Below are 24,268 nucleotides of genomic sequence, written 5' to 3'. Positions count from 1 at the left end.
GGTCCCTTCTCCTCAGCGTCCGGTGAATCCCGGCGGGCGCCGCTGCGAAAACGCGGCCAGTCCTTCTTTGAAATCCATGGTGCGGCAGCTCAGTTCGAGGTTGAAAAGCTCCTGGGTCATAGATTGGGGCAACGTTGCGTGCTGGCCGTAATGCAGCGCCTGCTTGGTCAGGCCGATGGCGACGGTGGGTCCGTCGGCCAACCTGCCCAACAGCTCGTCGGCCGCCGCGTCGACGTCGTTGGGCGCGACGGCCTGATGGATCAGGCCCCAGTCTTCGGCGCTGGCGCCGTTCACCTGCTCGCCGAGCAGCAGCATGCGCTTGGCCCGGGCCAGCCCGACCAGTCGTGGCAGCAGCCAGGTGGCTCCGGAGTCGGGGCTGAAGCCGCGGGCCAGGAACGGCTCCCAGAAGACGGCGTCGGAGGCGGCGATGGTGAAGTCGGCGGCCAGCGCCAGATTGCAGCCCAAACCGACCGCCCAGCCCCGCACGGTGCACACCACCGGCAACTGGATGGTGTGCACCAGTTCGATGACCCGGTGGGCGGCGTGCGGGATACGCCGGACCAGATCGCCGGTGCGGGGTCGCCGGTCGTCCGCGTTGGTGGCGACCCAGTCGGAGCCCGCGGAGAAATCCTCGCCGGAACCCCGGATGTGGACGGCCCGCAGCGTATCGTCGTGCGCCGCCTCGGTCAGGGCGCTGATCAGCGCTTCGGTCATCGGTGGACTCAGCGCGTTCCGGCGATCAGGGCGGACCAGCGTCAGTCGCAGCAGTGCGCCGTCGCGCAGCACCGTCACCGAGCCATCAACCGGGGAGTCCGCGGGACTAGACCCGGAATCGGGAGAGTCGGCCACTGTGCTGCCCGCCTTTCGACACCATATCGTGAGAGCTACAGTATGCTATACGATTGGCGCGTTTCGCCGCGGATTCGACCGGGAAGGGCCTCATGACCGACGGCTCGGGCAGCTCAGTGGCTTCGGCCGGTAGCAGCCGTTTCGGCGAACAGCCGCTGCAGCAGACCGTGGCGGCGGCCGGCGCCCTGCGGCGGCTGACCGGGCTGCTGCTGGCGCTGGAGCATCCGCACCCGGTGGTCGACGACATGCTGGCGCGATTCGCCGACTGGGAGCGACAGCTGGGCGCGGTCTCCCGGGCGGAGGCGACGCCCCGCCTCGAATCCGATGACAGCGGCCGGGTCTACCTCAACCACGCCTTCGACGTCGGGGCGTTCAACCCCTGCTTCCCGGAGTATCGGTTCGACCTGCTCGACAGCGACACGGCGTCGGGACGCGTCACTTTCCCGCTGGCCTACGAAGGGCCCCCGGGGCTGGTGCACGGCGGGTTTCTGGGGGTGTTCTTCGACTGCGTCACCCAGCACCAGAGCTGCGCGGCGGGGCTGGCCGGCCGCACCCGCTCATTGCTGGTCACCTACCGCCGCCCGACGCCCATCCTCACCGAGTTGGAATTCGACATCACACGAGCCGAGACCGAGCGCGGGATCACGTCCACCGCGCGACTGAGCCATGGCGGCGACCTGCTGTGCACCGGCGAGGTGTCCACCGCGGCGATGCCGCCGGAGCAGGTGAGCGCCAATCGATTCGGTCGCAGGCGGCCGGGCAAGGAGACGCAGCGATGAGCGACGGCACCGACGACCGGGTGCTCTTCGACGTCGACCCCGACGGGCGGATCGCCACCATCACGCTGAACAACCCCGGCCGGCGCAACTCCTACGATCCCGCGATGCGGGATGCGATCGCCCGCTTCCTGGACCGGGTGGCCGACGACGATGACGTCGTCGTGGTGCTGCTCCGAGGTGCCGACGGCGTGTTCAGTACGGGAGCCGACATGAACAACGCCTACGGCTGGTACGGCGAGCGGGGCGAGCAGCCGCCGGCCAAGAGTCGGCCGAGCCAACGTCGCCGTCTCGCCGTGGACCGCCGCTCGTTCGGCTTCTACCACAACCTGATGGGCTTTCCGAAGGTCACCGTCGGCGAGATCAGCGGGTACGCGCTGGGGGGCGGTTTCGAGATGGCGCTGATGACCGACATCTCGGTGATTGGGCGCGACACCAAGATCGGCATGCCCGCCACCCGCTTCCTGGGGCCCGCGCTGGGCAGCCTGCACATGTTCTTCCATCGCCTGGGTCCGGTGCTGGCGCGGCGACTGCTGTTGACCGGGGACATCATCGAAGCGGGCGCGGTCGAGCACCTCGGCGTCTTCACCGAGACCTGTGACCCCTCGGCGGTTTCGGCGCGGGCACGCTATTGGGCGCAGAAGGCGGCCAAGATGCCCGCCGACGGCGTGGTGATCGCCAAGGAGGCCTTCCGGCTGGTCGAGCAGAGCCAGGCCTACCAAGGCGAAGAGGTGGCCAGCTACCTGTTCCACGCCTATGGCACCAACCTGCAGTTCGGACCGGGCGAGTTCAACTTCGTCAAGACCCGCGCGCTGCACGGCACCAGGGAGGCGTTCCGGCTGCGTGATGAGCATTTCCACGTGCCGGAACCGTGATCCGGCCCCGGGCGGCGCCTGCCGCCGCAAACCGGTAGCTTTACAGAAACAATCAACAATGTAAGGTTCGAAGAATGTCCACACCTGTCATCGTCGGCGCCGTTCGCACAGCCATCGGACGCTCATTCAAGGGAACACTGGCCAACACCTCCGCGGAGACGCTGATCACCACGGTCGTGCCCGAGGTGATCCGCCGGGCCGGTATCCCGGTCGCGGATATCGACGACATGATCTTCGCCGAGTCCCACTACGGCGGTGGCGATATGGCGCGCTTCGCGGCCGCCGCCTGCGGGATGGAGTCGGTGCCCGGCCAGGCCGTCAACCGGCACTGCGCGGGCAGTCTGACCGCCATCGGCAACGCCGCCGCACAGATCGGATCCGGGATGGAGCGGGTGCTGATCGCCGGGGGCGTGCAGACCCTGTCGATGCTGCCGGTGATGAAGATGCGCATCCCGGGCCCGGAGCTCAGCTTCGCCGAGCCGTGGATGCCGCCGACCCACCCGGAGACCGTGGATGCGCCCACCCGCGACATGTCCATCACGGTGGGCTGGAACACCGCCCAAGCCGTCGGCATCAGCCGCGAGGAGATGGACGCGTGGGCGGCCCGCTCACATCAGCGGGCGATCGCCGCGATAGACGCCGGCAAGTTCGCCGACGAGATCGTGCCGCTGAAGGTGCAACTGCCCGACGGCTCCGTCACCGAGTTCACCGTGGACGAGCACCCCCGCCGCGACACCACGGCGGAGAAGCTGGCCGGCCTGAAGGTGCTGCACCCCGAGATCGAGGGATTCACGATCACCGCGGGCAACAGCAGCGGCACCAACGATGCCGCGGCCGCGGTGGCCCTCGTCGATGACGGCTACGCGAAAGCGCAGGGGCTCAACGTCATGGGCACGGTGAAGGCGTGGGCGTCCGCCGGTGTGGCCCCGCGTGACACCGGCCTCGGCGCGGTCAAGGTGATCGGCAAGGTGCTGCAGCGGGCGGGCCTGCAGCCCGGCGACGTCGCGCTGTGGGAGATCAACGAGGCGTTTGCCTCGGTGCCGATCGCGGCGTGCCGCGAGTACGGCCTCGACGAGGAGCTGGTGAACTTCTCCGGCAGCGGCTGCAGCCTTGGTCACCCGATCGCGGCCTCCGGCGCGCGGATGGTGACCACCCTGGCCTACGAGCTGCGCCGGCGCGGTGGCGGCATCGGGGTGGCCGCGATGTGTGCCGGCGGCGGCCAGGGCGGCGCCGTGGTTATCGAGGTCTAAGACGACGCCGAGGTTTACGGTGAGCCGGTGCGACGCCGCGCCGGCTTACTGTTCTGCTCGATCAACCGCTCGGCCTGGTCCAGGATGCAGTTGAGCCCGTATTCGAAGTTGATGTCATCGGCTGCACCGATCCGATGACCCTGCCGCTTGGTCTGCGCCAGCAGCGGGGTGGCCTCGGGGTCGATGACGAGCGCCTCCTCGAAGTCCGACGGGCCCTCGGCGTCCGACGCCTGGTTCTTCTCGTAGAGCCGCCGCAGCACAACCGAGCCGCGAATGTGCAGCGAGATCGCCGAGTAGATGTCGAAAGCGTCCTGCGGGGAGAGCCCGGCTTCCACCAGGCCGGCGATGGCGCGCTCCACCTCCTGAACCCCGAGCTGCGCGGCTCTGGGGCTCAGCGCGGCCCGAATCAGGATGAGGTCGCACAGAATCGGGTTGCCCAAGAACGTCGTTCGCATGGTGTGGGCATGGTTGCTTAACGTCTGGCGCCAATCCTTGGCCTGGACGTACGGGGTGGCGAACACGTACTGGCGCAGCGCCCGCGAGGTCATCGCGTTGAGCAGATCGTCCTTTTTGCGGAAGTACCAGTAGATACTCGTCACCCCGACACCGAGGTGTTTGCCGAGCAACGGCATGCTCAGGTTGTCGACCCCGATCTGTTCGGCGAGCTCGAACGCGCCGTCGATGATGTCATCGGGATTGATGGATCCGCGTTCGCGCCGCTGCCGCTTCTCGGCGACAGGCTGTTTTGCCACTGCGGGTACCTCCAGTTCTGGTCGACACGGCCGGATTCTTCGCCGTCAAACCTAGCCGTCAAACTTACCTGTGCCGACCGCAGTTACCGGGCATTGAGCTTCTCTTACCGTAAAGCATATGGTAAGAATTTTGATATCAATTGTCGCTACGCGTGTAGGGGTGGCCGGTGTCAGAAGCAGTGCTCAGCGAACGTCGTGGACGAACCCTCATCATCACGATCAATCGTCCGGAGGCCCGCAATGCGGCCAACAAGGCGGTGGCCGAAGGCCTGGCCGCCGCCTGCGACGAGCTCGACGACACCCCGGAACTGTCGGTGGCGGTGCTGACCGGCGCGGGCGGAAACTTCTGCGCGGGCATGGATCTCAAGGCATTTGCCGCCGGAGAACTGGCGTATGTCCCGGGTCGGGGGCTGGGCTTCACCGAACGCCCGCCGCGCAAGCCGATCATCTCCGCGGTCGAGGGTCACGCGGTGGCCGGCGGCACCGAGCTGGTGCTGGCCACCGACCTGGTGGTGGCGGCCAAGGGCGCGAAATTCGGTATCCCGGAAGTCAAACGGGGCCTGGTGGCCGCGGGCGGCGGGCTGTTGCGGTTGCCACACCGCATCCCCTATCAGAAGGCGCTCGAGCTGGCGTTGACCGGCGAGAGTTTCACCGCCGACGAGGGTGCGCAATGGGGCTTCGTCAACGTGCTGACCGAGCCGGGTGAGGCACTGAACGGGGCGATCGAGTTGGCCGAGCGGATCACCGCGAACGGTCCACTCGCGGTGGCGGTGACCAAGGAGATCATGGTGAAGGCCGCCGGGTGGTCCCAGGACGAGATGTGGGCCAAGCAGGGCGAGCTGATCGCGCCGGTGTTCGCCTCCAAGGACGCCAAAGAAGGTGCCATCGCGTTCGCCGAGAAGCGTGCCCCCAACTGGACCGGCGCCTGACCCCGGCGGGTAGCCGTGGATCTGGGCTTGCGCGACGCGCGCGCCGTTGTCGTCGGCGGCGGTCGCGGGATGGGGCTGGCCACCGCGCGCTGCCTGGCCGACGACGGCGCACGGGTCGCTGTCGTGGCGCGCACGGCCGCCGACCTCGAGCGCGCGACTGACGATCTGACCCGGCGCGGCAGCCCGGACGCGCTCGGATTGGTCGCCGACGCCGGCGACGAACAGCGCATTGAGCAGGTCTTCGCCGAGCTGAGTGAGCGTTGGGGCGGCGAACTCAACATCCTGATCAACACCGCCGGACCAGACGTGCAGGGCAGCTTCGACGAGCTCACCGACGAGCAGTGGCGCCGGGCCATCGACCAGGCGTGATGGGGATGGTGCACACCGTGCGGGCGGCATTGCCGTTGCTGCGCAACGCCGAATGGGCCCGAATCGTGAATTTCTCGGCGCATTCCACGCAGCGCCAGAGCACCGTGCTGGCCGCCTACACCGCGGCCAAGGCGATGGTCAACAGTGTCTCGAAGAACCTGTCGCTGCTGCTGGCCCCCGATGAGATCCTGGTCAACGTGGTCTCCCCGGGCAGCGTCGCCTCCGAGGCGCTGACCGGCTGGGCCCGCTCGATCGGGGTGGACAGTGATGACCCCTACCGGCTGATGGACGCCATCACCGAGCATTTCGGTCATCCGGCGCACCTGCCACGGGCCGGCCTGCCGGACGAAGTGGGCGCGGTGGCGGCCTTTTTGGCCTCGCGCCGCAACTCCTACATGACCGGCGCCAACGTCAACGTCGACGGCGGCTCGGATTTTCTCTGATCGAAGCGGCAGAATCCAGCTCTGACCTGCTGACATGCCAGTCCTCGTCGGGATGGACGTGGGTTGCAGAATGCGCTACCGAAAGGTATACAGTAAGAATCATTCCGAATGATTCCCAAGGTGCGGAGGTGCGGGATCGATGGCCGCTGCCGACGACGGCACGCTCGTTGACGCTGGCGCCGCGGTTCTCTACGAGGCGCGAGACGGTGTCGCGGTGCTCACCTTCAACCGGCCGCAGCGGCTCAACTCCTGGGGCGCAGACACCGCAGCGGGCCTGTACGCGGCGATCGACCGCGCCGAGGCGGACCCGGACGTGCGGGCGATCGTGCTGACCGGCACCGGCCGCGGGTTCTGTGCCGGCGCGAGCCTGGGTCCCACCACCAGCCTCGAAGCCGACGGCGACAGCTCGCAGACCGATGTCGCCCAGCTGGTCGGGGACCGTCCGGCCTATTTTCTGACCGAACTGCGCAAGCCCGTTATCGCGGCGATCAACGGCGCCTGCGTCGGCATCGGGCTCACCCACGCCCTGATGTGCGATGTCCGATTCGCCGCTGCGGGAGCCAAGTTCGCCACCGCGTTCACCCGCCGCGGCCTGATCGCCGAACACGGGATCACCTGGATCCTGCCTCGACTGGCCGGCTTGGGGGCGGCGATGGATCTGCTGCTCAGTGGCCGGACCTTTCTCGCCGAGGAGGCCCGCGAACTCGGCCTGGTCAACCACGTCGTCGCGCCGGAACAGCTGGTGGAGCGCGCCATGGCCTACGCCACCGACATCGCCGCCAACTGTTCGCCGGCGTCGCTGGCAGTGATCAAGGCGCAGGCCTACCGCGACGCGCTCGACGACGTCGCGGCGGTGAGCGCGCGCGCCGAGACGCTGATGTACGAGTCGCTGCAGCGGCCCGACCTCATCGAGGGGATCACGAGTTTCTTCGAGAAACGCCCGCCGAACTTCCCTCCTCTCAGGGACTTCCCTCCTCTCACGGAGAAAGGTTGAGCACATGACTGCCACACCGCAACGGCTCCCGTACTTGGCCGTCGACGTCGACAACCACTACTACGAGCCGCTGGACGCCTTCACTCGGCACCTGCCCAAGGAATTCCGCAGTCGCGGTGTCCAGATGGTGCAGGACGGCAATCGCACCCTGGCAGTGTTCGGCGGGGTCGTCAACCACTTCATCCCGAATCCGAGCTTCGATCCGATCATCGAACCCGGCTGCCTGGATGTGCTGTTCCGCGGCGAGATCCCCGAAGGTGTGGATCCGGCGTCGTTGATGAAGCTCGATCGGCTCTCCGAGCATCCCGAATACCAGAACCGCGACGCCCGCGTGCAGGTGCTCGACCGGCAGCGGCTGGAGACGGTGTTCATGCTGCCGACGTTCGCCTGTGGTGTGGAGGAGGGACTCAAGCACGATATCCCCGCCACCATGGCGTCGGTGCACGCGTTCAACCTCTGGCTCGACGAGGATTGGGGTTTCGACCGTCCCGACGGCCGCGTGATATCCGCACCGATCATCTCGCTGGCCGACCCCGAGAAGGCCATCGAGGAAGTCGAATTCGTGATCAGTCGTGGCGCCAAGCTGGTGTGTGTGCGTCCGGCGCCGGTGCCCGGCGAGGTCCGGCCCCGCTCCCTCGGTGACCCGGTGCACGACCCGGTGTGGGCGCGCCTTGCCGAGGCGGGCGTCACAGTCGTCTTCCACCTGTCCGACTCCGGTTACATGGCGATCCCCGCACTGTGGGGCGGCAGCGGTGTGTTCAAGGGATTCGGCAAGCGCGACCCGCTGGACATGGTGATCATGGACGATCGCGCCATCCACGACACCATCGCCTCGATGATCGTGCACCAGGTGTTCACTCGTCACCCCAAGCTCAAGGTGGCCAGCATCGAGAACGGCTCATACTTCGTTTACCGGCTGATCAAGCGGTTGAAGAAGTCGGCCAACAATGCGCCGTACCACTACAAGGAAGATCCGATCGAGCAGCTGCGCAACAACGTCTGGATCGCCCCCTACTACGAGGACGACGTGAAGCTGCTGGCCGACACCATCGGCGTCGACAAGATCCTGTTCGGTTCGGACTGGCCGCACGGCGAGGGCCTGGCCGACCCGACCACCTTCACCGCCGACATCCCACAGTTCCCTGAGTTTAGCGTGGAAGATACCCGAATGGTGATGCGGGACAACGCATTGACCCTGCTGGGCGATCCGAACCGTACTGCACCCGGCGCCGCCCACCTGGCAGCTTCGGTCTGACGGTGGGCGAATGGACGATCGGCGGCGTCGTCGACGCGATCGCCGAGGTCGTGCCCGATCGTGAGATGACGGTATGCGGCACCCGGCGTAGCACGTTTGCACAGAGTGCCGATCGCACTCGCCGGCTGGCCAATTTTCTGGCCGGCCGCCGGCTGGGCGTCCGGCGAGAGCGCGCCGAGCTGGCGAACTGGGAGTGTGGCCAGGACCGAGTCGCGCTGCTCATGCACAACGACCTGTACCCCGACATGGTGGTCGGCTGCCTCAAGGCGCGGACCGTTCCGGTCAACGTCAATCACTACTACACCCCGGTCGAAGCGGGCGAGCTGCTGGACTACGTGCGGCCCCGTGCGGTCATCTTCCACGCGAGCCTGGAGCCGAAATTCGCCGACACGCTGCGGGACTGCGGGGCCGACTTGCTGATCCGGATCGACGACGGTGCCGCCGACGCGCCGATCCTGGACGCGACATCGCTCGATGATGCGCTGGCGCAAGGCGATACCGATCAGCAGATTGTTCCGTCACCGGACGACGTGTTGATGATCTGTACCGGGGGGACCACCGGCCGCCCGAAAGGTGTGCTGTGGCGCCAAAGCGACATCTACGTCTCGTCGATGGTCGGCGACGACCATGCGTCGGCCGCGGAAATCCACCAGAAAGTGCAGTACGCCGGCCCGCCGTGGTTCGCGCTGTCACCGCTGATGCACGCCGCGGGACTGTGGACGGCGTTCTCGGCGATTCTGAGCGGGCAGACGGTGATCCTCAACGACACCCGCACCAAGTTCGACCCCCGTGCGGTATTGGAAACCATCGAGCGCGAGAAGGTCGGGTTGATGACCATGGTCGGCGACGCCTACGCCGCACCACTTGTCGCTGAACTGGGACGCTCGAACCACGACCTGTCGTCGCTGCACTCGATCGGAACCGGTGGCGCGGCAACGAATCCGAAATACCAGGCGGCACTGCTGGAATACCTTCCGCAGATCACCCTGATCAATGGGTACGGGTCCTCGGAGACCGGGAACATGGGATTCGGGCGCAGTCAGCGCGATGCTCGGCGCGACACCTTCGAGCTGCGGACCGGGGGATCGGTGGTTTCGCAGGACCGTACCCGATTCCTGCAGCCCGGTGATCCCGAAATCGGCTGGGTGGTGCGGGCGGGCCGGATCCCGCTCGGCTACTTCGACGATGCCGACGCGACCCGACGCACGTTCTGTGAGGTCGACGGTCAACGGGTGGTGATCTCCGGAGACCGGGCATCGATCGAGAAAGACGGAACCCTGCGTTTCCTCGGCCGTGATGCACTGGTGGTCAACACCGGCGGGGAGAAGGTATTCGTCGAAGAGGTCGAAGAAGTGATACGCGCCCACCCCGGGGTCGCGGACGCGCTGGTGGTGGGACGTCCCAGCGAGCGGTGGGGCGAAGAACTCGTTGCGCTGGTGGCACTGCAGCCGGACGCCGATATCAGCGACGACCTGCTGGCCGCACAGTGCAAGTCGGTGCTGGCCGGATTCAAGGTGCCCAAGGAGTTCATCGTCGTCGCGCAGGTGCGCCGACTGGGTAACGGCAAGGCCGACTACCGGTGGGCGAAACGCCGGGTGAATCAGGAGGCGTCCACCCCGTCATGAGAGAGCCAACATGAGAGCAATCGACTGCCTGGTCAATGTGCACTTCGGCGAAAGCGAACAGCCGGCCTGGATGCGCAAGACGCGCGACGAGTACTTCAAGGGGCCGGCGTCGATGTTCGATCCGGTCGACATGTCGGCGCTGCTCGACGAGATGGACGCCAACGGTGTGGCCAAGGCCATCTTGATGGACAACCTCACCAAGCCATCGGTGACCGCGCGAAAGTTCGTGGCGGACAGGCCGGATCGTTTCGCCCTGGCGATGGGCGGGGCGAACCTGTTACGGCCGGTACCGTCGCTGCGCGAACTCAGGGCCGTGGTCAAGGACCTGCCGGTCGCCTACGCCGTGGTGGGGCCCAGCTTCTGGGGCGATGGCCAATACCCGCCCAGTGACGCTGTCTACTATCCGTTGTACGCCAAGTGCGCAGAACTGGATCTGCCGTTATGCGTCAACACCGGCATTCCCGGCCCGCCGATCCCCGGCGAAGTCCAGCATCCGATTCACCTGGATCGGGTCTGCGTGCGCTTCCCGGAACTGCGGCTGTGCATGATCCACGGTGCCGACCCCTGGTGGGACGTTGCCATCCGCATGCTGATCAAATACCGCAACCTGCGACTGATGACGTCGGCATGGTCGCCGAAGCGGTTGCCGGGGGCGCTGCTGCACTACATGCGCACCCGCGGCGCCGACAAGATCATCTTCGCCTCCGACTGGCCGGTGTTGCGGATGAACCGCGTGGTGCCCGAAGCGTGCGCACTTGACCTGCCTGACGAGGTGATGGACAAGTACCTGTACCGCAACGCCAACGACTTCTTCTTCACCGACCCGCGCGTCCCCGAACACGAGAGCTGATATGGACCGTTTCGAGCTGCGCAGGCTGGACTACAGCCTGACCGAGGATCACCAGGCGCTGCAGGCCGCCTACAAGCAGTTCTTCACCACCCACTGCGATATCGAAACCGTATGTGCCGCCGAGGAATCCGGCTTCGACAAGAATCTGTGGGAGCGGCTGTGCGCGATGGGCGCCACCACAATGGCGCTGCCGGAGTCGGCCGGCGGCGACGGCGCCACCCTGGTGGACCTCACCCTGGTCGCCGAGGAGATCGGCCGGGCGCTGGCGCCGGTGCCCTGGATCGACCATGTCTGCGCCGCACGGCTACTGGAACGGCTCGGCGCACTGTCGAACGGCGACATCGTCACCGGGACACGCTTGGTCGCGTTCGACCCGCATCAGGACAGCGCTGTGGGCCCGCGGCTGCTGCCCACCGGTTCGGTCGCCGACGAGATCATCGTCCGCGACGGTGACCAGATCGTCCGCCTGGTCTTCGATACCCGGCCGGCGACCGTCGACAACATCGGCCGGCTGCCGATGGCCTGGATCGACCCCGACACCGCCGACGCCCGGACCGTGCTGGCCGAAGGTGCCGACGCCGTCGCGGAATACCAGCGGGCGCTGGATGAATGGCGGCTGCTGACCGCCGCCGCGCTGGTCGGGATGGTGGAGCAGACCATGACGATTGCTGCGGAGTTCGCCAAGACCCGCTACACGCTCGGGGTTCCGATCGGGACCCTGCAGGCGATCTCACACCCGCTGGCCAACATGGCCATCACCGTTGCCAGCGGTCGCAATCTGGCCTACCGCGCCGGCTGGTTCATGGACAACGAGCCCGATGAGCGGCCGGAGCTGGCCGCCTCGGCGTTCGTGTTCATGGCCGAAGAAGCCGCCAAGGCCGCCACCATGGCGGTGCACATCCAAGGTGGTCTCGGGGTCTCGGCGGAGGCCGCGGCCACGGCGTATCTGGTGCGGGCCCGCGGCTGGCCATTGGCCGGCGGCGACCCCGGTTCCAGCGCATGCCGCATCGCCGAGATCGTCGCCGCCCGTGAAACCGCCGACCCCGCAGCCGAATAGGACACCGAACATCATGGACTTCTCCCGACCGCAACTGACAGACGACGACCTGGCTTTCCTCCAAGAGGCACGTACCTTCCTCGCCACCCACGTCACCGAGGACGTCAAGCGCCGCGACCGCGAGACCGGAGACAATTTCGACGAAGGGGTTCACCTGGCGCTGGGCGCCGCCGGCTACCTGGAAAAGGAATGGAAGACCGAGGCCGACGGCGGCTTCTCCCGGGTGCGCCGACGCATCTGGGAGCTGGAGAAGCGCCGCGCGCACGTGCCCTGGGTGACGTGGGGGACCACCGCAATGGTGGCGCGCTCGGTGGCGTCGTTCGGTTCGCCGGAGCTGTGCGAGGAGATCCTGCCCGGCGTCTTCAGCGGCCACATCCGGCTCTGCCTGGGCTACACCGAACCCGAAGGCGGCTCCGACGTCGCCACCTGCAAAACCCGGGCGGTCCGCGATGGGTCAAGCTGGATTATCAATGGCTCCAAGATGTTCACCACCGGCGCCCACAACTGCCAGTACGTCTTCCTGATCACCAACACCGACCCGGAAGCGCGAAAGCACAAGAGCCTCACGATGTTCCTGGTGCCACTGAATTCCCCGGGTATCGAGATCCAGGGCCTGCGCACCGTCGACGGCGACCGGACCAACATCGTCTACTACAGCGATGTCCGCGTCGACGACAAATACCGGCTGGGGGAGGTCAACGGCGGCTGGACGGTGCTGCGCGTACCGCTCAACGTCGAACACGGTGCTGTGGACGCCGATCCCGACGGGCTACAGGATGTGTCGATCATGATGCACCAGGCCGGCTTCATGGCCGAGGCCGTCGACAGAGCCGGCGCGGTCGTCGGGCGGTCGGGACGCATCGACGATCGTTCGGTGGCCTACCGACTCGGTCGGGCCGCCGCCCGGGTGGAGGCGTCCCTGTCGGCCCCGTCCATCTTCGGCCGGGTCGCGCTCGCGCAGGCGATGCGCGACGTGTCACCGGATCTGATGGACCTGCTCGGCAGCGCGTCGGCGCTGCCGATCGGCACCGACGGCGCCGTCGACGACGGTGCGTCGGACTACGTCTACCGGTTCGCTCCGCTGGTCGGCATCTACGGCGGCACCCTGGAGGTGTTCCGGAACATGATCGCCCAGTACGTGCTCGGGCTGGGCAAGCCGAATTATTCGCCGCCGCTGGTCAAGTGACGGCGGTTTCGCCGTTGTCGGCCCGCTTGGCGAAGGCCCGTAGGGCCGCCTTCTTGGCCGCGTTGGCAGCGGGGAAGCCGACGTAACCGGTGGTGTGATAGACCACTTCGGCCAGTTCGTCGCGGGTCAGGCCATTCTGCTCGGCGATCCGGAAGTGCGACTCGAGTTCATCTTCGGCGCCCAGTGCTATCAGCATGCCCAGCGTGAGCAGACTGCGGTCCCGGCGTGCCAGGCCTTCGCGCGACCACAGCCGGCCGAAGACGCCTTCGACGCCGATATCCATGAGTTCCGGCGCGAACCCGTGGTGGAAGTCGACGTCGCCATCGGGCAGCACGCCCGGCAGCATCTCCCGGAAAACTCGAAGACCTTTGGCACGCCAGTCCGTCATACGCTCATCCCTTGGGTTAGGTGTGGATCAGTTTGGTTGCAGGATACGGTTATTCAGTAGGCCTCGTCACTCGGGCGGCCTATTCGCCGCGTCGTCAAGCCGTCGTGCCCCCGCGGCGGTTCCAGCTTCGGCTCTCCTGCGTCGAGCCTCGCTAAACCGCCGTGCCCCCGCGGCGGTTCCAGCTTCGGCTCTCCTGCGTCGAGCCTCGCTAAACCGCCGTGCCCCCGCGGCGGTTCCAGCTTCGGCTCTCCTGCGTCGAGCCTCGCTAAACCGCCGTGATCCGGCGGTGGTAGCGCGACGGCGCTTCGCCGGCGAACCTGGTGAACGCTCGAGTGAACGCGGACAGGCTGTCGAATCCAACGGCCGTCGCCGTCTGCTGCACCCCCTGATCGGGCGCCGCCAGCAGCGCCATCGCCTGCAGCATCCGGGCGTGCAGCAGATACGTCCGCCACGACATCCCGGTCACCGCTTCGAACTGCCGGCGCAGCGTGCGCTCGGAGACCGCGACAGCGCGGCTCACCTCGGCCGCGGTCGCCGAGGCGAGATGCGCCTTGGTGTAGACCATGGCCGGGCCCACGATCGGGTGATCGGACACCGGTAGGCTCAGCGGGGCCTCGTGGTCGAGCGCGGCCGAGACCAGATGACCCAGCGTGCGGAAGAAGTCGTCGGAGACCGTGTCGCCGTCGGATCGCTCGATCGGCCAGCGCAGCGAGTACAACATCATCTCCCGGATCAGCGGCGAGACGGTCAGGATGCGGGCGCGATCACCGGCGTGCGCGACCAGTTCCGGGTCGAACATCACTGCCACGGTGCGCACCTCCGGGCGCATGACGGCCTGATGCTCCAGCCCCGCCGGAATCCAGGCCGCCTGCTGCGGCGGCAACAGGTAGTGCGCCGCGGCGGTCTCGACCTCCACCACCCCGCCGACGGCGTACTCGATCTGGTGCATCTCATGGGAGTGCCACCCGGTGACCAGATGCTGCCCCTCGTAGAGATAGCTGCCGGCGCGGGCACGACCGCCCCGACGCAGATCGATGTTGGCCGGTTCTGCAAAGTCTATGGCCGAACGCGCGGAGACGGTCACGGTTTTCCAGGGTACTAGTAGAGGTATGAACATCGACGACTTGATCCTGGTCAGCATCGACGATCACGTGGTGGAGCCGCCGGACATGTTCCTGCGTCACGTGCCCGCCAAATACAAGGACGAGGCACCCATCGTCGTCACCGACGACAAGGGTGTCGACCAGTGGATGTACCAGGGCCGCCCGCAAGGGGTCAGCGGGCTCAACGCGGTGGTGTCGTGGCCGGCCGAGGAGTGGGGCCGAGACCCCGCCGGGTTCGCCGAGATGCGCCCCGGCGCCTACGACGTGCACGAGCGCGTCCGCGACATGAACCGCAACGGCATCCTCGCCTCGATGTGCTTCCCGACCTTCACCGGGTTCTCCGCGCGCCACCTCAACATGACCCGCGAGAACGTCACGCTGGTGATGGTGTCGGCCTACAACGACTGGCACATCGACGAATGGGCGGGCTCGGCGCCGGGCCGGTTCATCCCGATCGCGATCCTGCCGACCTGGAATCCCGAAGCGATGTGCGCGGAGATCCGCCGGGTGGCGGCCAAGGGCTGCCGGGCGGTCACCATGCCCGAACTGCCGCACCTGGAGGGCCTGCCCAGCTATCACGACGAGGACTACTGGGGGCCGGTGTTCCGCACGTTGTCGGAGGAAGACGTGGTGATGTGCCTGCACATCGGCACCGGCTTCGGTGCGATCAGCATGGCCCCCAACGCCCCGATCGACAACATGATCATCCTGGCCACCCAGATCTCGGCGATGTGCGCCCAGGACCTGCTGTGGGGCCCGGCGATGCGCAACTACCCGAATCTGAAGTTCGCGTTCTCCGAGGGCGGCATCGGCTGGATCCCGTTCTACCTGGACCGCAGCGACCGGCACTACACCAACCAGAAGTGGCTGCGCCGTGACTTCGGCGACAAGCTGCCCTCGGAGGTGTTCCGGGAGCACTCGCTGGCCTGCTACGTCACCGACAAGACCTCGCTAAAGCTGCGCCACGAGATCGGTATCGACATCATCGCCTGGGAGTGCGACTACCCGCACTCGGACTGCTTCTGGCCGGACGCACCCGAACAGGTGCTCGCCGAGTTGGAGGCCGCCGGTGCCGACGACTCCGACATCAACAAGATCACCTGGCAGAACTCCGCGCGGTTCTTCAGCTGGGATCCGTTCGCCCATACCCCGCGCGAGCAGGCGACGGTGGGTGCGCTGCGCGCGAAGGCCACCGATGTCGACGTCTCGATCCGGCCGCGTGCCGAGTGGGCGCGCCGGTACGCCGAGAAGCAGCTGGCCAAAGCTTGACTTCAATCTGCCGCCGCTGGTGCGGGACCCCGGTTCGCTGCGGGCCGCTGATCTTGCCTGCGTCGGATATTCGACGTATCGTTCGAAAATGTGACGGTCGATGTCGGCAAGTACGGGCCGTGGGCGCTGATCGTCGGCGCCTCTGACGGCGTCGGCGCGGCTTTCGCCGAGGCGCTGGCCGAAGGTGGGCTCAACGTCGTGCTCGTGGCGCGCCGCCGGCAGCTGCTCGCCGAGGTCGCTACCGGGATCGCGCAACGTCATGGCGTCCAAACCCGAACCGTGGCGGTCGATCTCACCGAACCCGGCGCGGCGAACACCGTGATCGACACGGCGAGCGACTTGGACATCGGGTTCCTGGTGTATTGCGCCGGCGCCGACCCCGACTTCAAACCCTTTCTCGACAACACGATTACGGCGGCCGAGGCGATGGTGCAGCGCAACTGCGTCGGGCCGATGCAGCTCTGCCATGCCCTTGCCCCGGCCATGGTTCAGCGCGGGGCGGGCGCCATCGTGATCCTGGGCTCGGGTGCCGGCTTCGTCGGCGGCCCCAACATGGTGGTCTACGGTGCGTCCAAAGCCTTTGACATGGTGTTCGCCGAGGCACTCTGGTGCGAGTTGCGTGACACCGGCGTCGACGTGATCGGCCTGATCCTGGGCAAGACCGATACCCCGGCGCTGCGGCGGCTCGAGCACGAACGCGGCCAGATCGGGTCGACAGAACAGGTGCCGCCCGGCGCCGCGCCCGTCGAGCGGGCGGTGGCCACGGCACTGAACAACCTCAGCAACGGACCCACGGTGTACGTCGGCGACGAGATCACCGGCGCGGCACAGTTATTCGCTTCGATGGGCCGCAACGAGTCGGTCGCGTTCATGGCCCAGGCGATCAGCGCCGCCATGGGGAAGTGAGGGAGTCATGTCAAAGGTATCGGTGATCACCGGCGGTGCAGGAGGTATGGGTGTGGCCACCGCGAAGGTCGTCGGACGCGATCATGCGGTGGTGCTCTGCGATGTCCGGCAGGACCGGCTGGACGCCGCGGTCGCCGCGCTGAAGGACCTTGATGTCACGGTCATCAACGGTGACGTCACCGACCCCGACGCCGTCGCACGGCTCTTCGACACCGCAGCCGCCGTCGGGCCGATCGCCTCGGTGATCCACGCCGCCGGGGTCAGCCCGAGCATGGGTGAGGCCGATTACGTCATGCGGACCAACGCGATCGGCACGCTGAACGTCAACGAGGCGTTCTACGGCGTTGCGCCCGAAGGGGCTGCGATCGTCAATGTGGCGTCGATGGCCGCGCACCTGTTGCCGGAGGAACTGATCCCGGTCGGCAAATTCCCGGCGGCGCTGCGCGAAGCCGACTCCTTCCTCGCCGATATGGCGGCGGTCTGCGAGCCGATGCCGGCGGAGGTGCGCTCGGGTATCGCCTATGCCGTGAGCAAGGCGTTCGTGCGCTGGTACAGCAGTGCGCAGGCGGAACGGTTCAACGGCCGCGGACTACGCATCGTCTCCGTCTCGCCGGGGTCGATCGACACCGAGATGGGCCGGTTGGAGGAACAGGCCGGCGCGGGTGCGCTGGTCGCCGACGCCGCGGTCCCGCGCTGGGGCAAGCCCGAAGAGATGGCGGAACTGCTGGCGTTCTGCGCCAGCGACCAGGCGGGTTACCTCACCGGGACCGATATCCTCAACGACGGTGGAGTGGTCGCCTCGGTGCGCGAGCGCGCGCGTTTAGCCACCGAAAACGCCTGATATGACGGCGAATGTCGGCGAGCCCGGCCGGCCGGTGTCGTCGCCGCCGACCGAGCGGGTGATCAGGATTCTGGAACTGTTGGCGTCTGATCCCGAACGCGGCTTCTCGCTGTCGGAGATCGCCCGGATTCTCCATATCAGTCACGGGACCTGCCACGCGATCGTCACCACGTTGGCGGCTCGGCAGTGGATCGTGCGTGACCGGCACTCCGGCGGTTACTCATGGGGGCCCGCGCTGGCCGCGCTGACCCGGCCGGTCAACAAGGCGGCGTTTCGCCCGGAACTGCAGCGGCTCTCCGACACCGTAGGCATGCAGGTCGTGCTGGGTGCCCGGCAGGGACCGACGGTGGTGGTGACCGACACCGTCGGCGAATCACTGGCGGCACCGCTGGTCAGTGTCGGGTTCCGGATGCCGATAGTGGCCCCGTTCTGCCGGGAGTTCGTCGCCGAGGCCGGCGACCAGGTCAAGCGAGAGTGGCTAGGCGGATTGGGCGCCCCCTCACCGCGCCTGCGCCGGCGGCTGAGTGCGGTGCTCGACGAAGTGCGCAGCCGCGGGTACGCGATCGAGCGGATGAGCCGCGAATATGTCCGGGTCTATTCGGCGCTGCAGGCGCTGGCCGCCGAGGGCGAGCCCGACGAGATCACCGCCCGGCTGGCCAGCGCCTTCGCCGACCTGACGGTGGTGGACTACCTGCCGGGTGAGCTCGACAGCACTGAGCACCGGGTCGCCAACGTGGCCGCACCGATCCACGACGCGGATGGCACGGTCACCATGTCGGTGGGGGCGTCCCCGTTCGCGACGATGACTCCGGCAGAGGTCAGCGATTTGGGCGCGGCCGTGCGGGAGACCGCGACGCGCATCGAATCATTGTGGGTGGCAAGGAAGGATCCAGCATGACTGGCCAGGACGCTGCGAAAGCCGACATCACCGATGTCCTGCTGCGGTATGCGACCGCGATCGACACGAAGGATTGGGAGCTGTTACCGGAGAATGACGATGCGCGCTGTGGTGCTCAACGAGGGCGGACTGACCGTCCGCGAGACCGCCGACCCGGTGCCCGGCGAGGGGCACCTGCTGCTGCGGACGCTGCCCTGCGCCAGCTGCGGTGGCCACAGCATCGGCCAGCAGCGAGTCACATGGTGAAAAAGAAATTGGTGATCGGGGCAAGCGGGTTTCTCGGCTCCCACGTCACCCGACAACTCGTCGACGCCGGCGAAGACGTACGGGTCCTGATCCGCGCCACCAGCTCGACACGCGCGATCGACGGCCTCGATGTCGAGATCCGGCGTGGCGATATCTTCGACCAGGACGCCGTGCGCTCGGCGATGAGCGGATGCGATGTCGTCTACTACTGCGTCGTCGATGCGCGGGCGTGGCTGAGCGATCCGGAACCGTTGTACCGCACCAACGTCGAAGGCCTGCGCTATGTCCTCGATGCTGCGGCCGGTGCGGAACTGGACCGGTTCGTGTTCACCAGTTCGATCGGAACCATCGGGCGGGTCGATCACGGTCTGGCCGATGAGCGCACCGCGCACAACTGGCTCGACTCCGGTGGGGACTACATCCGCAGCCGGGTGCAGGCGGAGAACCTGGTGCTGGATTACCACCGGGAGAAGGGCCTGCCGGCGGTGGCGATGTGTGTCGCCAACACCTACGGCTCCGGCGATTGGCAGCCCACCCCGCACGGCGGGCTGGTCGCCGCTGCCGTCCGCGGGAAGCTGCCCTTCTACATCTGCGGTGCGCAAGCCGAGGTCGTCGGCGTCGATGATGCGGCGCGCGCCCTGATTCTGGCCGGGCAACATGGTAGGCCGGGCCAACGCTACATCGTCTCCGAACGGTTCATGAGCGCTCGCGAGATCTACCGGACGGCATGTGCCGCGGTCGATGTCGAGCCACCCAGATGGGGCGTGCCGGTCGCGGTGATGTCGGCACTGGGACATCTCGCCCGGTTCGCGGCGCGGCTGCGGCGGCGCGACACCGCACTCACCCCGCTGTCGATACGACTGATGCACATCATGTCGCCGATGAGTCACGACAAGGCTGTCCGGGAACTCGGCTGGGAGCCCGCGCCGGCCACCGAGGCACTGGCCGAAGCCGCCGGCTTCTTCCGCAGCAGGCGGCGCACCAAGAATAAGGAGGGCTCGTGAGCGTGGCACTCACCGTCGAGCAGCGGGAACTCGGCGAATCACTGCGACGCTTCGCCGCCCGGCACGCGCCGATCGCCGACGCCCGCAAGGCTTTCGACGCGCTGGCGGCAGGGGAGCTGCCGGGATGGTGGCCGGAGCTGGTGGCCAACGGCTTTCACGCCATCCACTTGCCCGAATCGTGCGGCGGGCAGGGCGGCGGCCTGCTGGACGCCGCCGGTGTCCTGGAGGCCGCCGGAAAAGCGTCCCTGCCGGGGCCGCTGCTGGCGACGGTCACCGCGGGAGCGGTCGGGCTGCTCGCCGATGCGACACCCGCCCGCGAGGCGTTTCTGAGCGCCTTGTCATCGGGTGCGCCGGCGACCGTGCTCCTGCCGCAACACGCGAAGCTCACCGCGCTTCCGATCGGCGATGGATGGCTCATCGACGGTGCCGCCGAACTGATCTCGGCGGTCTGCTCGGCGCGGCTCGCGCTGGTCTGTGCGGAGCTCACCGACGGTGCGGCGATCTGGCTGGCCGTGGACATGTCCCGGCCGGAAGTGGCGGTCCGGCCGGCCGCGGGTACCGATCTGCTCACCGACGTGGGAACGATCACGTTTACCGGCTACCCCGCGGCGGCGGCAGACGTCATGACCGGTATCGACGCCGGCCGTGCCGAATGGCTCACCGTCGGGCTCGCCGCGGCGGTATCTGCAGGTATCGCCGGTTGGTGCGTCGAGGCGGCCACCCAACATCTGCGCACCCGCGAACAGTTCGGCAAGCCGATCGGGACATTCCAGGCGCTGCAACACCGAGCGGCCATGCTGTTGGTGAACAGCGAACTGACCAGCGCCGCCGCCTGGGACGCTGTTCGCGCGGCCTCCGACGATCCCGGCCAGCATGAGATGGCGGCCGCCGCTGCCGCGTTGATTGCCATCGCGCCGTGCCCGGATGCCGTCCTGGACACGCTGACGATGTTCGGCGCCATCGGCTTCACCTGGGAACACGACCTGCACCTGTACTGGCGCCGGGCTACCAGCATCGCCGCATCGATCGGCGCCGTCACCGGTTGGGCACGACGCCTCGGCGAGCTCACCACCACGCAGCAGCGGGATTTCACCGTCGATCTCGGCGGCGCCGAAGCCGAGTTCCGGGCGGAGATCGCCGCAACGCTTGATGCCGCGAGTTTGCTGCGCAACGACGGACCCGGACGGCAAGGCGACTATCCGCACTTCGAGACAGGTCCGCAGCGAACCCTGATCGCCGAGGCCGGACTCATCGCGCCGCACTGGCCGGCGCCGTGGGGTATCGACGCCACCCCGTTGCAGCAGCTCATCATCATCGAGGAATTCGCCAACCGCCCTGCGCTGGTGCGGCCGTCGCTGGGCATCGCCGAATGGATCTTGCCGTCGCTGCTGCGGGCAGCGCCGGAAGCCCTGCAGCAGCAGCTGATTCCACCTACGCAGCGCGGTGAGCTGGCCTGGTGCCAGCTCTTCAGCGAACCCGGGGCCGGTTCGGACCTGGCGTCCCTGACCACGCGGGCGGTCAAGGTCGACGGCGGCTGGCGCGTCAACGGACACAAGATCTGGACGTCGTGTGCGCAACGCGCCGACTACGGCGCACTGCTGGCCCGTACTGATCCCGACGCGGCCAAACACCGCGGCATCGGCTACTTCATCGTGGACATGCGCTCGGAGGGTATCGAGATCCAGCCGATCGTGCAGGCCACCGGCGACTCCGAGTTCAACGAGGTCTTCCTCACCGACGTCTTCGTCCCCGACGACATGCTGCTCGGCGAGCCCACCGGGGGCTGGCAGCTGGCGCTTGCCACCATGGCCGAGGAACGTTCCGCCATCAGCGGATACGTCCAGTACGACCGGGCTGTCGCATTGCGGCGGCTGGCAGCCGCCCCGGGCGAGCAGCGCGACGACGCGGCGCGGGCGCTGGGCGAGCTCGACGCCTACACCAATGCCATCAAGGCGCTCGGCATACGCGAGACCATCAGACTGCTGGACGGGCAGGGCCTGGGGGCGGCATCAAGCATCGCCAAAGTGGCGATGAACGTCCTGCTGCGCCGCACCTTCCGGGCCACCCTAGCCATCGCCGGGCGGCTGGCGATGACAACCGACTCCGACCCGGCCGTCGTCGAACCGTACCTGCTGTCGCCGGCCGAACTGCTCGGTGGCGGCACCAACGAGATCCAGCTGAACGTCATCGCCCAGATGATCCTCGGCCTGCCCCGCAAGTGACCGCAATCAGATAGAGGACAACACATGGGATTACGTGGAGAGGCCGCGATCGTCGGCTACGTCGAGCTGCCGCCCGAGCGGATGAACAAAGCCGCCCCGGCCCCGTTCACACTCGAGCAATGGGCCGAGTTGAGTGCGGATGCGCTTGCCGATGCGGGCATATCGGGCGAACGAGTCAACGGCATCGTCACCTCGCACCTGGGCGAGTCGGAGATCTTCGTCCCCTCCACCATCGCCGAATACCTGGGCGTGCCGGCCCGCTTCGCCGAGATCGTCGACCTGGGTGGTGCCAGTGCGGCCGCCATGGTGTGGCGGGCCGCGGCCGCGATCGAGCTGGGAATCTGCGATGTGGTGCTGTGCGCGTTGCCGGCCCGCTACATCACCCCGATGTCGGAGAAAAAACCCAAGCCCCTGGTCGATGCGATGTTCTTCGGTTCGTCGAGCAACCAATACGGTTCTCCCCAGGCGGAGTTCGAGATCCCCTACGGCAACCTCGGCCAAAACGGCCCCTATGGGCAGGTGGCCACCCGCTACGGAGCGGTCTACGGCTACGACGAGCGGGCCATGGCCAAGCTCGTCGTCGACCAGCGGGTCAACGCCAACCACACCGACGGCGCCATCTGGCGTGACACGCCGCTGACCGTCGAGGACGTATTGGCCAGCCCGATCATCGCCGATCCCCTGCACATGCTGGAGATCGTGATGCCCTGCGTCGGCGGTGCCGCCGTGGTGATCGCGAACGCCGAGGTCGCCCGGCGAGGCCGCAACCGTCCGGTGTGGGTCAAGGGGTTCGGTGAGCACGTGCCGTTCAAGACCCCCACCTACGCAGCGGACCTGCTGGCCACTCCGATCGCCGAGGCCGCCGACACCGCCTTTGCGATGACCGACCTGACCCGCGCGGACATGGACATGGTCTCCATCTACGACTGCTACACCATCACCGTGCTGCTGTCGCTGGAGGACGCCGGCTTCTGTGAGAAGGGCAAAGGCATGCAGTTCATCACCGATCACGACCTGACCTTCCGCGGCGATTTCCCGCTCAACACCGCCGGTGGCCAACTCGGGTTCGGGCAGGCCGGCCTGGCCGGCGGCATGCACCACGTCTGCGACGCCGCCCGCCAGATCATGGGCCGGGCCGGTGCCGCCCAGGTGGCCGACTGCAACCGGGCCTTCGTCTCGGGCAACGGCGGCATTCTGAGCGAACAGACCGCTCTCATCCTGGAAGGGGAATGAGCACCGATGACCACCTTCGAACGCCCGATGCCGGTCAAAACGCCGACCACCGCCCCGTTCTGGGACGCACTGGGGCAACACCGCATCGTCATCCAGTACTCGCCGTCGACCGACAGCTACGTGTTCTACCCGCGGGTCCGGGCGCCGCGCACCCTGGCCGACGACCTGGAATGGCGCGAGATCTCCGGGATGGGCACGCTGTACTCCTTTACGGTTGCCCGCCGGCCGGTCGGCATCCACTTCGCTGACGCCGTGCCGCAACTGCTCGCGATCGTCGAATGGGATGAAGGGCCACGGTTCTCCACCGAGCTGGTCAACGCCGACCCCGCGGACCTGGTCGTCGGTATGCGGGTGCGGCCGGTGTTCTGCGACTACCCCGAGCATGACGTGACGATGTTGCGCTACGAACCGGCGGCGAACCATGACTGACGACGCGGCCACCGAGATCGAGGCGATCAAACGCCTGAAGTCCCGCTACTGTCGCTACCTGGACACCAAGGACTGGGCGGCCTGGCGTGCCCTGTTCACCGACGACTTCGTCAGCGACACCTCCCGCGCCGGCGGCAAACTCATCAGCGGCGCCGACGAATTCGTGGCCTTCACCCGCAAAAGTCTGCGCGATCAACCCACTGTCCATCAAGTCCACGCACCCGATATCGAGGTGACCTCGCCGACCACCGCACACGGGGTGTGGGCGCTGGAAGACGTGGTGCGGTTCGGACCTGGCGTGAACCTGCGTGGTTACGGTCACTACACCGAGACCTACGAGAAGGCCGACGGCCAGTGGCGGATCAAGACCTCGACGCTGACCCGGCTGCGCGAGGACATATTCAACGGGTTGTTCGCTGTCTACCTCTCGCCGCGCATCCGCGCGGTGCTGGGCGCACTCGCCGGGCGGGTGATGCGCTGACCCGGTGTCCCGAATGCATTACGGGAAGGCATATAGTA

Annotated in this window: 24 protein-coding genes and 1 pseudogene; 21 read left to right on the top strand and 4 right to left on the bottom strand. The window is 67.3% G+C overall.

The window, feature by feature from the left end:
* Positions 1–12: 12 nt before the first annotated feature.
* Positions 13–792 (bottom strand): enoyl-CoA hydratase/isomerase family protein, encoded by a 780-nt coding sequence (locus DQP56_RS03055; RefSeq protein ID WP_234825481.1) that lies wholly within the window; start codon positions 790–792, stop codon positions 13–15.
* A gap of 149 nt (positions 793–941) precedes the next feature.
* Between DQP56_RS03055 and DQP56_RS03050 the strand changes: the two genes are divergently transcribed.
* The 3 genes from DQP56_RS03050 (at position 942) to DQP56_RS03040 (ending at position 3,750) form a co-directional block, all read left to right on the top strand.
* Entirely contained in the window at positions 942–1,628 is a 687-nt protein-coding gene (locus DQP56_RS03050; protein WP_112683529.1) for a hotdog fold domain-containing protein, read from the top strand.
* A complete protein-coding gene (locus DQP56_RS03045; protein WP_112683528.1) occupies positions 1,625–2,500 on the top strand; it encodes an enoyl-CoA hydratase/isomerase family protein in 876 nt (291 codons plus the stop codon). Before DQP56_RS03050 ends, DQP56_RS03045 begins: the two co-directional genes overlap by 4 nt.
* Before the next feature lie 74 nt (positions 2,501–2,574).
* On the top strand, positions 2,575–3,750 hold the full coding sequence (locus DQP56_RS03040; protein WP_112683527.1) for a thiolase family protein: 1,176 nt from the start codon (positions 2,575–2,577) through the stop codon (positions 3,748–3,750).
* A 14-nt stretch (positions 3,751–3,764) separates the two neighbouring features.
* Here DQP56_RS03040 and DQP56_RS03035 read toward each other — a convergent pair whose 3' ends face one another.
* The gene (locus tag DQP56_RS03035; RefSeq protein ID WP_112683526.1) at positions 3,765–4,502 is read right to left on the bottom strand and encodes a TetR/AcrR family transcriptional regulator; all 738 of its coding nucleotides are present in this window, start codon (positions 4,500–4,502) and stop codon (positions 3,765–3,767) included.
* Between the two features lie 167 nt (positions 4,503–4,669).
* Here DQP56_RS03035 and DQP56_RS03030 point away from each other — a divergent pair, with 167 nt between their 5' ends.
* The 8 genes and pseudogenes from DQP56_RS03030 (at position 4,670) to DQP56_RS02995 (ending at position 13,210) form a co-directional block, all read left to right on the top strand.
* Entirely contained in the window at positions 4,670–5,431 is a 762-nt protein-coding gene (locus tag DQP56_RS03030; protein WP_112683525.1) for a crotonase/enoyl-CoA hydratase family protein, read from the top strand.
* Positions 5,432–5,446: 15 nt separating this feature from the next.
* Positions 5,447–6,243, top strand: a pseudogene (locus tag DQP56_RS03025) (SDR family NAD(P)-dependent oxidoreductase).
* 139 nt (positions 6,244–6,382) lie between these two features.
* Positions 6,383–7,237 carry an enoyl-CoA hydratase gene (locus DQP56_RS03020; protein ID WP_112683524.1) on the top strand — a complete coding sequence of 285 codons (855 nt, stop codon included), beginning with the start codon at positions 6,383–6,385 and terminating at the stop codon, positions 7,235–7,237.
* Between the two features lie 4 nt (positions 7,238–7,241).
* Positions 7,242–8,492: an amidohydrolase family protein gene (locus DQP56_RS03015; RefSeq protein WP_112683523.1), complete on the top strand. Its 1,251-nt coding sequence runs from the start codon at positions 7,242–7,244 to the stop codon at positions 8,490–8,492.
* Positions 8,493–8,494: 2 nt separating this feature from the next.
* On the top strand, positions 8,495–10,117 hold the full coding sequence (locus tag DQP56_RS03010) for an acyl-CoA synthetase (protein WP_112683522.1): 1,623 nt from the start codon (positions 8,495–8,497) through the stop codon (positions 10,115–10,117).
* A 10-nt stretch (positions 10,118–10,127) separates the two neighbouring features.
* Entirely contained in the window at positions 10,128–10,967 is an 840-nt protein-coding gene (locus DQP56_RS03005; RefSeq protein ID WP_112683521.1) for an amidohydrolase family protein, read from the top strand.
* Position 10,968: 1 nt separating this feature from the next.
* Positions 10,969–12,024 carry an acyl-CoA dehydrogenase family protein gene (locus tag DQP56_RS03000; RefSeq protein ID WP_112683520.1) on the top strand — a complete coding sequence of 352 codons (1,056 nt, stop codon included), beginning with the start codon at positions 10,969–10,971 and terminating at the stop codon, positions 12,022–12,024.
* A gap of 13 nt (positions 12,025–12,037) precedes the next feature.
* On the top strand, positions 12,038–13,210 hold the full coding sequence (locus DQP56_RS02995) for an acyl-CoA dehydrogenase family protein (protein WP_112683519.1): 1,173 nt from the start codon (positions 12,038–12,040) through the stop codon (positions 13,208–13,210).
* Here DQP56_RS02995 and DQP56_RS02990 read toward each other — a convergent pair.
* Entirely contained in the window at positions 13,203–13,598 is a 396-nt protein-coding gene (locus DQP56_RS02990; protein ID WP_165824882.1) for a carboxymuconolactone decarboxylase family protein, read from the bottom strand. The two genes, DQP56_RS02995 and DQP56_RS02990, sit on opposite strands and share 8 nt — an antisense overlap.
* Positions 13,599–13,863: 265 nt before the next feature.
* Positions 13,864–14,682, bottom strand: a complete 819-nt coding sequence (locus DQP56_RS02980) for an AraC family transcriptional regulator (protein WP_112683517.1) — start codon at positions 14,680–14,682, stop codon at positions 13,864–13,866.
* A gap of 25 nt (positions 14,683–14,707) precedes the next feature.
* On the opposite strand from DQP56_RS02980, the gene DQP56_RS02975 reads away from it, so the two are divergent.
* From DQP56_RS02975 to DQP56_RS02935, 10 genes are all read left to right on the top strand, one after another.
* Entirely contained in the window at positions 14,708–15,970 is a 1,263-nt protein-coding gene (locus DQP56_RS02975) for an amidohydrolase family protein (RefSeq protein ID WP_112683516.1), read from the top strand.
* A 90-nt stretch (positions 15,971–16,060) separates the two neighbouring features.
* Positions 16,061–16,876: an SDR family NAD(P)-dependent oxidoreductase gene (locus DQP56_RS02970; RefSeq protein ID WP_112683515.1), complete on the top strand. Its 816-nt coding sequence runs from the start codon at positions 16,061–16,063 to the stop codon at positions 16,874–16,876.
* Positions 16,877–16,883: 7 nt separating this feature from the next.
* Positions 16,884–17,717, top strand: coding sequence for an SDR family oxidoreductase (locus DQP56_RS02965; RefSeq protein WP_112683514.1), 834 nt, complete (start codon positions 16,884–16,886; stop codon positions 17,715–17,717).
* 1 nt (position 17,718) lies between these two features.
* A complete protein-coding gene (locus tag DQP56_RS02960) occupies positions 17,719–18,615 on the top strand; it encodes an IclR family transcriptional regulator (protein ID WP_112683513.1) in 897 nt (298 codons plus the stop codon).
* Between the two features lie 93 nt (positions 18,616–18,708).
* Positions 18,709–18,861, top strand: coding sequence for a hypothetical protein (locus DQP56_RS24615; protein ID WP_165824880.1), 153 nt, complete (start codon positions 18,709–18,711; stop codon positions 18,859–18,861).
* On the top strand, positions 18,855–19,865 hold the full coding sequence (locus DQP56_RS02955) for an NAD-dependent epimerase/dehydratase family protein (RefSeq protein ID WP_112683512.1): 1,011 nt from the start codon (positions 18,855–18,857) through the stop codon (positions 19,863–19,865). Before DQP56_RS24615 ends, DQP56_RS02955 begins: the two co-directional genes overlap by 7 nt.
* The gene (locus DQP56_RS02950; RefSeq protein WP_112683511.1) at positions 19,862–22,087 is read left to right on the top strand and encodes an acyl-CoA dehydrogenase family protein; all 2,226 of its coding nucleotides are present in this window, start codon (positions 19,862–19,864) and stop codon (positions 22,085–22,087) included. Before DQP56_RS02955 ends, DQP56_RS02950 begins: the two co-directional genes overlap by 4 nt.
* Before the next feature lie 24 nt (positions 22,088–22,111).
* Positions 22,112–23,320: a thiolase family protein gene (locus DQP56_RS02945; protein WP_112683510.1), complete on the top strand. Its 1,209-nt coding sequence runs from the start codon at positions 22,112–22,114 to the stop codon at positions 23,318–23,320.
* Between the two features lie 6 nt (positions 23,321–23,326).
* Complete coding sequence (locus DQP56_RS02940) at positions 23,327–23,749, top strand: Zn-ribbon domain-containing OB-fold protein (protein ID WP_112683509.1); 423 nt, start codon at positions 23,327–23,329, stop codon at positions 23,747–23,749.
* Positions 23,742–24,230: a nuclear transport factor 2 family protein gene (locus DQP56_RS02935; RefSeq protein ID WP_112683508.1), complete on the top strand. Its 489-nt coding sequence runs from the start codon at positions 23,742–23,744 to the stop codon at positions 24,228–24,230. The genes DQP56_RS02940 and DQP56_RS02935 overlap by 8 nt, the downstream gene beginning before the upstream one ends.
* Positions 24,231–24,268: the final 38 nt, after the last annotated feature.

The sequence above is a fragment of the Mycolicibacter senuensis genome (assembly GCF_003284925.1).
Classification (GTDB): domain Bacteria; phylum Actinomycetota; class Actinomycetes; order Mycobacteriales; family Mycobacteriaceae; genus Mycobacterium; species Mycobacterium algericum_A.
Note: the sequence above shows the minus strand (reverse complement) of the source record. Positions and strands in the feature narration are given on the sequence as shown.

Bases quoted from the DNA above. Each gene is read 5' to 3' on its own strand.
- DQP56_RS02975 (WP_112683516.1), top strand. From the start codon at position 14,708: ATGAACATCGACGACTTGATCCTGGTCAGCATCGACGATCACGTGGTG.
- DQP56_RS02935 (WP_112683508.1), top strand. From the start codon at position 23,742: ATGACTGACGACGCGGCCACCGAGATCGAGGCGATCAAACGCCTGAAG.
- DQP56_RS24615 (WP_165824880.1), top strand. From the start codon at position 18,709: ATGACGATGCGCGCTGTGGTGCTCAACGAGGGCGGACTGACCGTCCGC.
- DQP56_RS03040 (WP_112683527.1), top strand. From the start codon at position 2,575: ATGTCCACACCTGTCATCGTCGGCGCCGTTCGCACAGCCATCGGACGC.
- DQP56_RS02940 (WP_112683509.1), top strand. From the start codon at position 23,327: ATGACCACCTTCGAACGCCCGATGCCGGTCAAAACGCCGACCACCGCC.
- DQP56_RS03000 (WP_112683520.1), top strand. From the start codon at position 10,969: ATGGACCGTTTCGAGCTGCGCAGGCTGGACTACAGCCTGACCGAGGAT.
- DQP56_RS02990 (WP_165824882.1), bottom strand. From the start codon at position 13,598: ATGACGGACTGGCGTGCCAAAGGTCTTCGAGTTTTCCGGGAGATGCTG.
- DQP56_RS02965 (WP_112683514.1), top strand. From the start codon at position 16,884: ATGTCAAAGGTATCGGTGATCACCGGCGGTGCAGGAGGTATGGGTGTG.
- DQP56_RS03015 (WP_112683523.1), top strand. From the start codon at position 7,242: ATGACTGCCACACCGCAACGGCTCCCGTACTTGGCCGTCGACGTCGAC.
- DQP56_RS02945 (WP_112683510.1), top strand. From the start codon at position 22,112: ATGGGATTACGTGGAGAGGCCGCGATCGTCGGCTACGTCGAGCTGCCG.
- DQP56_RS02960 (WP_112683513.1), top strand. From the start codon at position 17,719: ATGACGGCGAATGTCGGCGAGCCCGGCCGGCCGGTGTCGTCGCCGCCG.
- DQP56_RS03005 (WP_112683521.1), top strand. From the start codon at position 10,128: ATGAGAGCAATCGACTGCCTGGTCAATGTGCACTTCGGCGAAAGCGAA.
- DQP56_RS03050 (WP_112683529.1), top strand. From the start codon at position 942: ATGACCGACGGCTCGGGCAGCTCAGTGGCTTCGGCCGGTAGCAGCCGT.
- DQP56_RS03045 (WP_112683528.1), top strand. From the start codon at position 1,625: ATGAGCGACGGCACCGACGACCGGGTGCTCTTCGACGTCGACCCCGAC.
- DQP56_RS02955 (WP_112683512.1), top strand. From the start codon at position 18,855: ATGGTGAAAAAGAAATTGGTGATCGGGGCAAGCGGGTTTCTCGGCTCC.
- DQP56_RS03020 (WP_112683524.1), top strand. From the start codon at position 6,383: ATGGCCGCTGCCGACGACGGCACGCTCGTTGACGCTGGCGCCGCGGTT.
- DQP56_RS02995 (WP_112683519.1), top strand. From the start codon at position 12,038: ATGGACTTCTCCCGACCGCAACTGACAGACGACGACCTGGCTTTCCTC.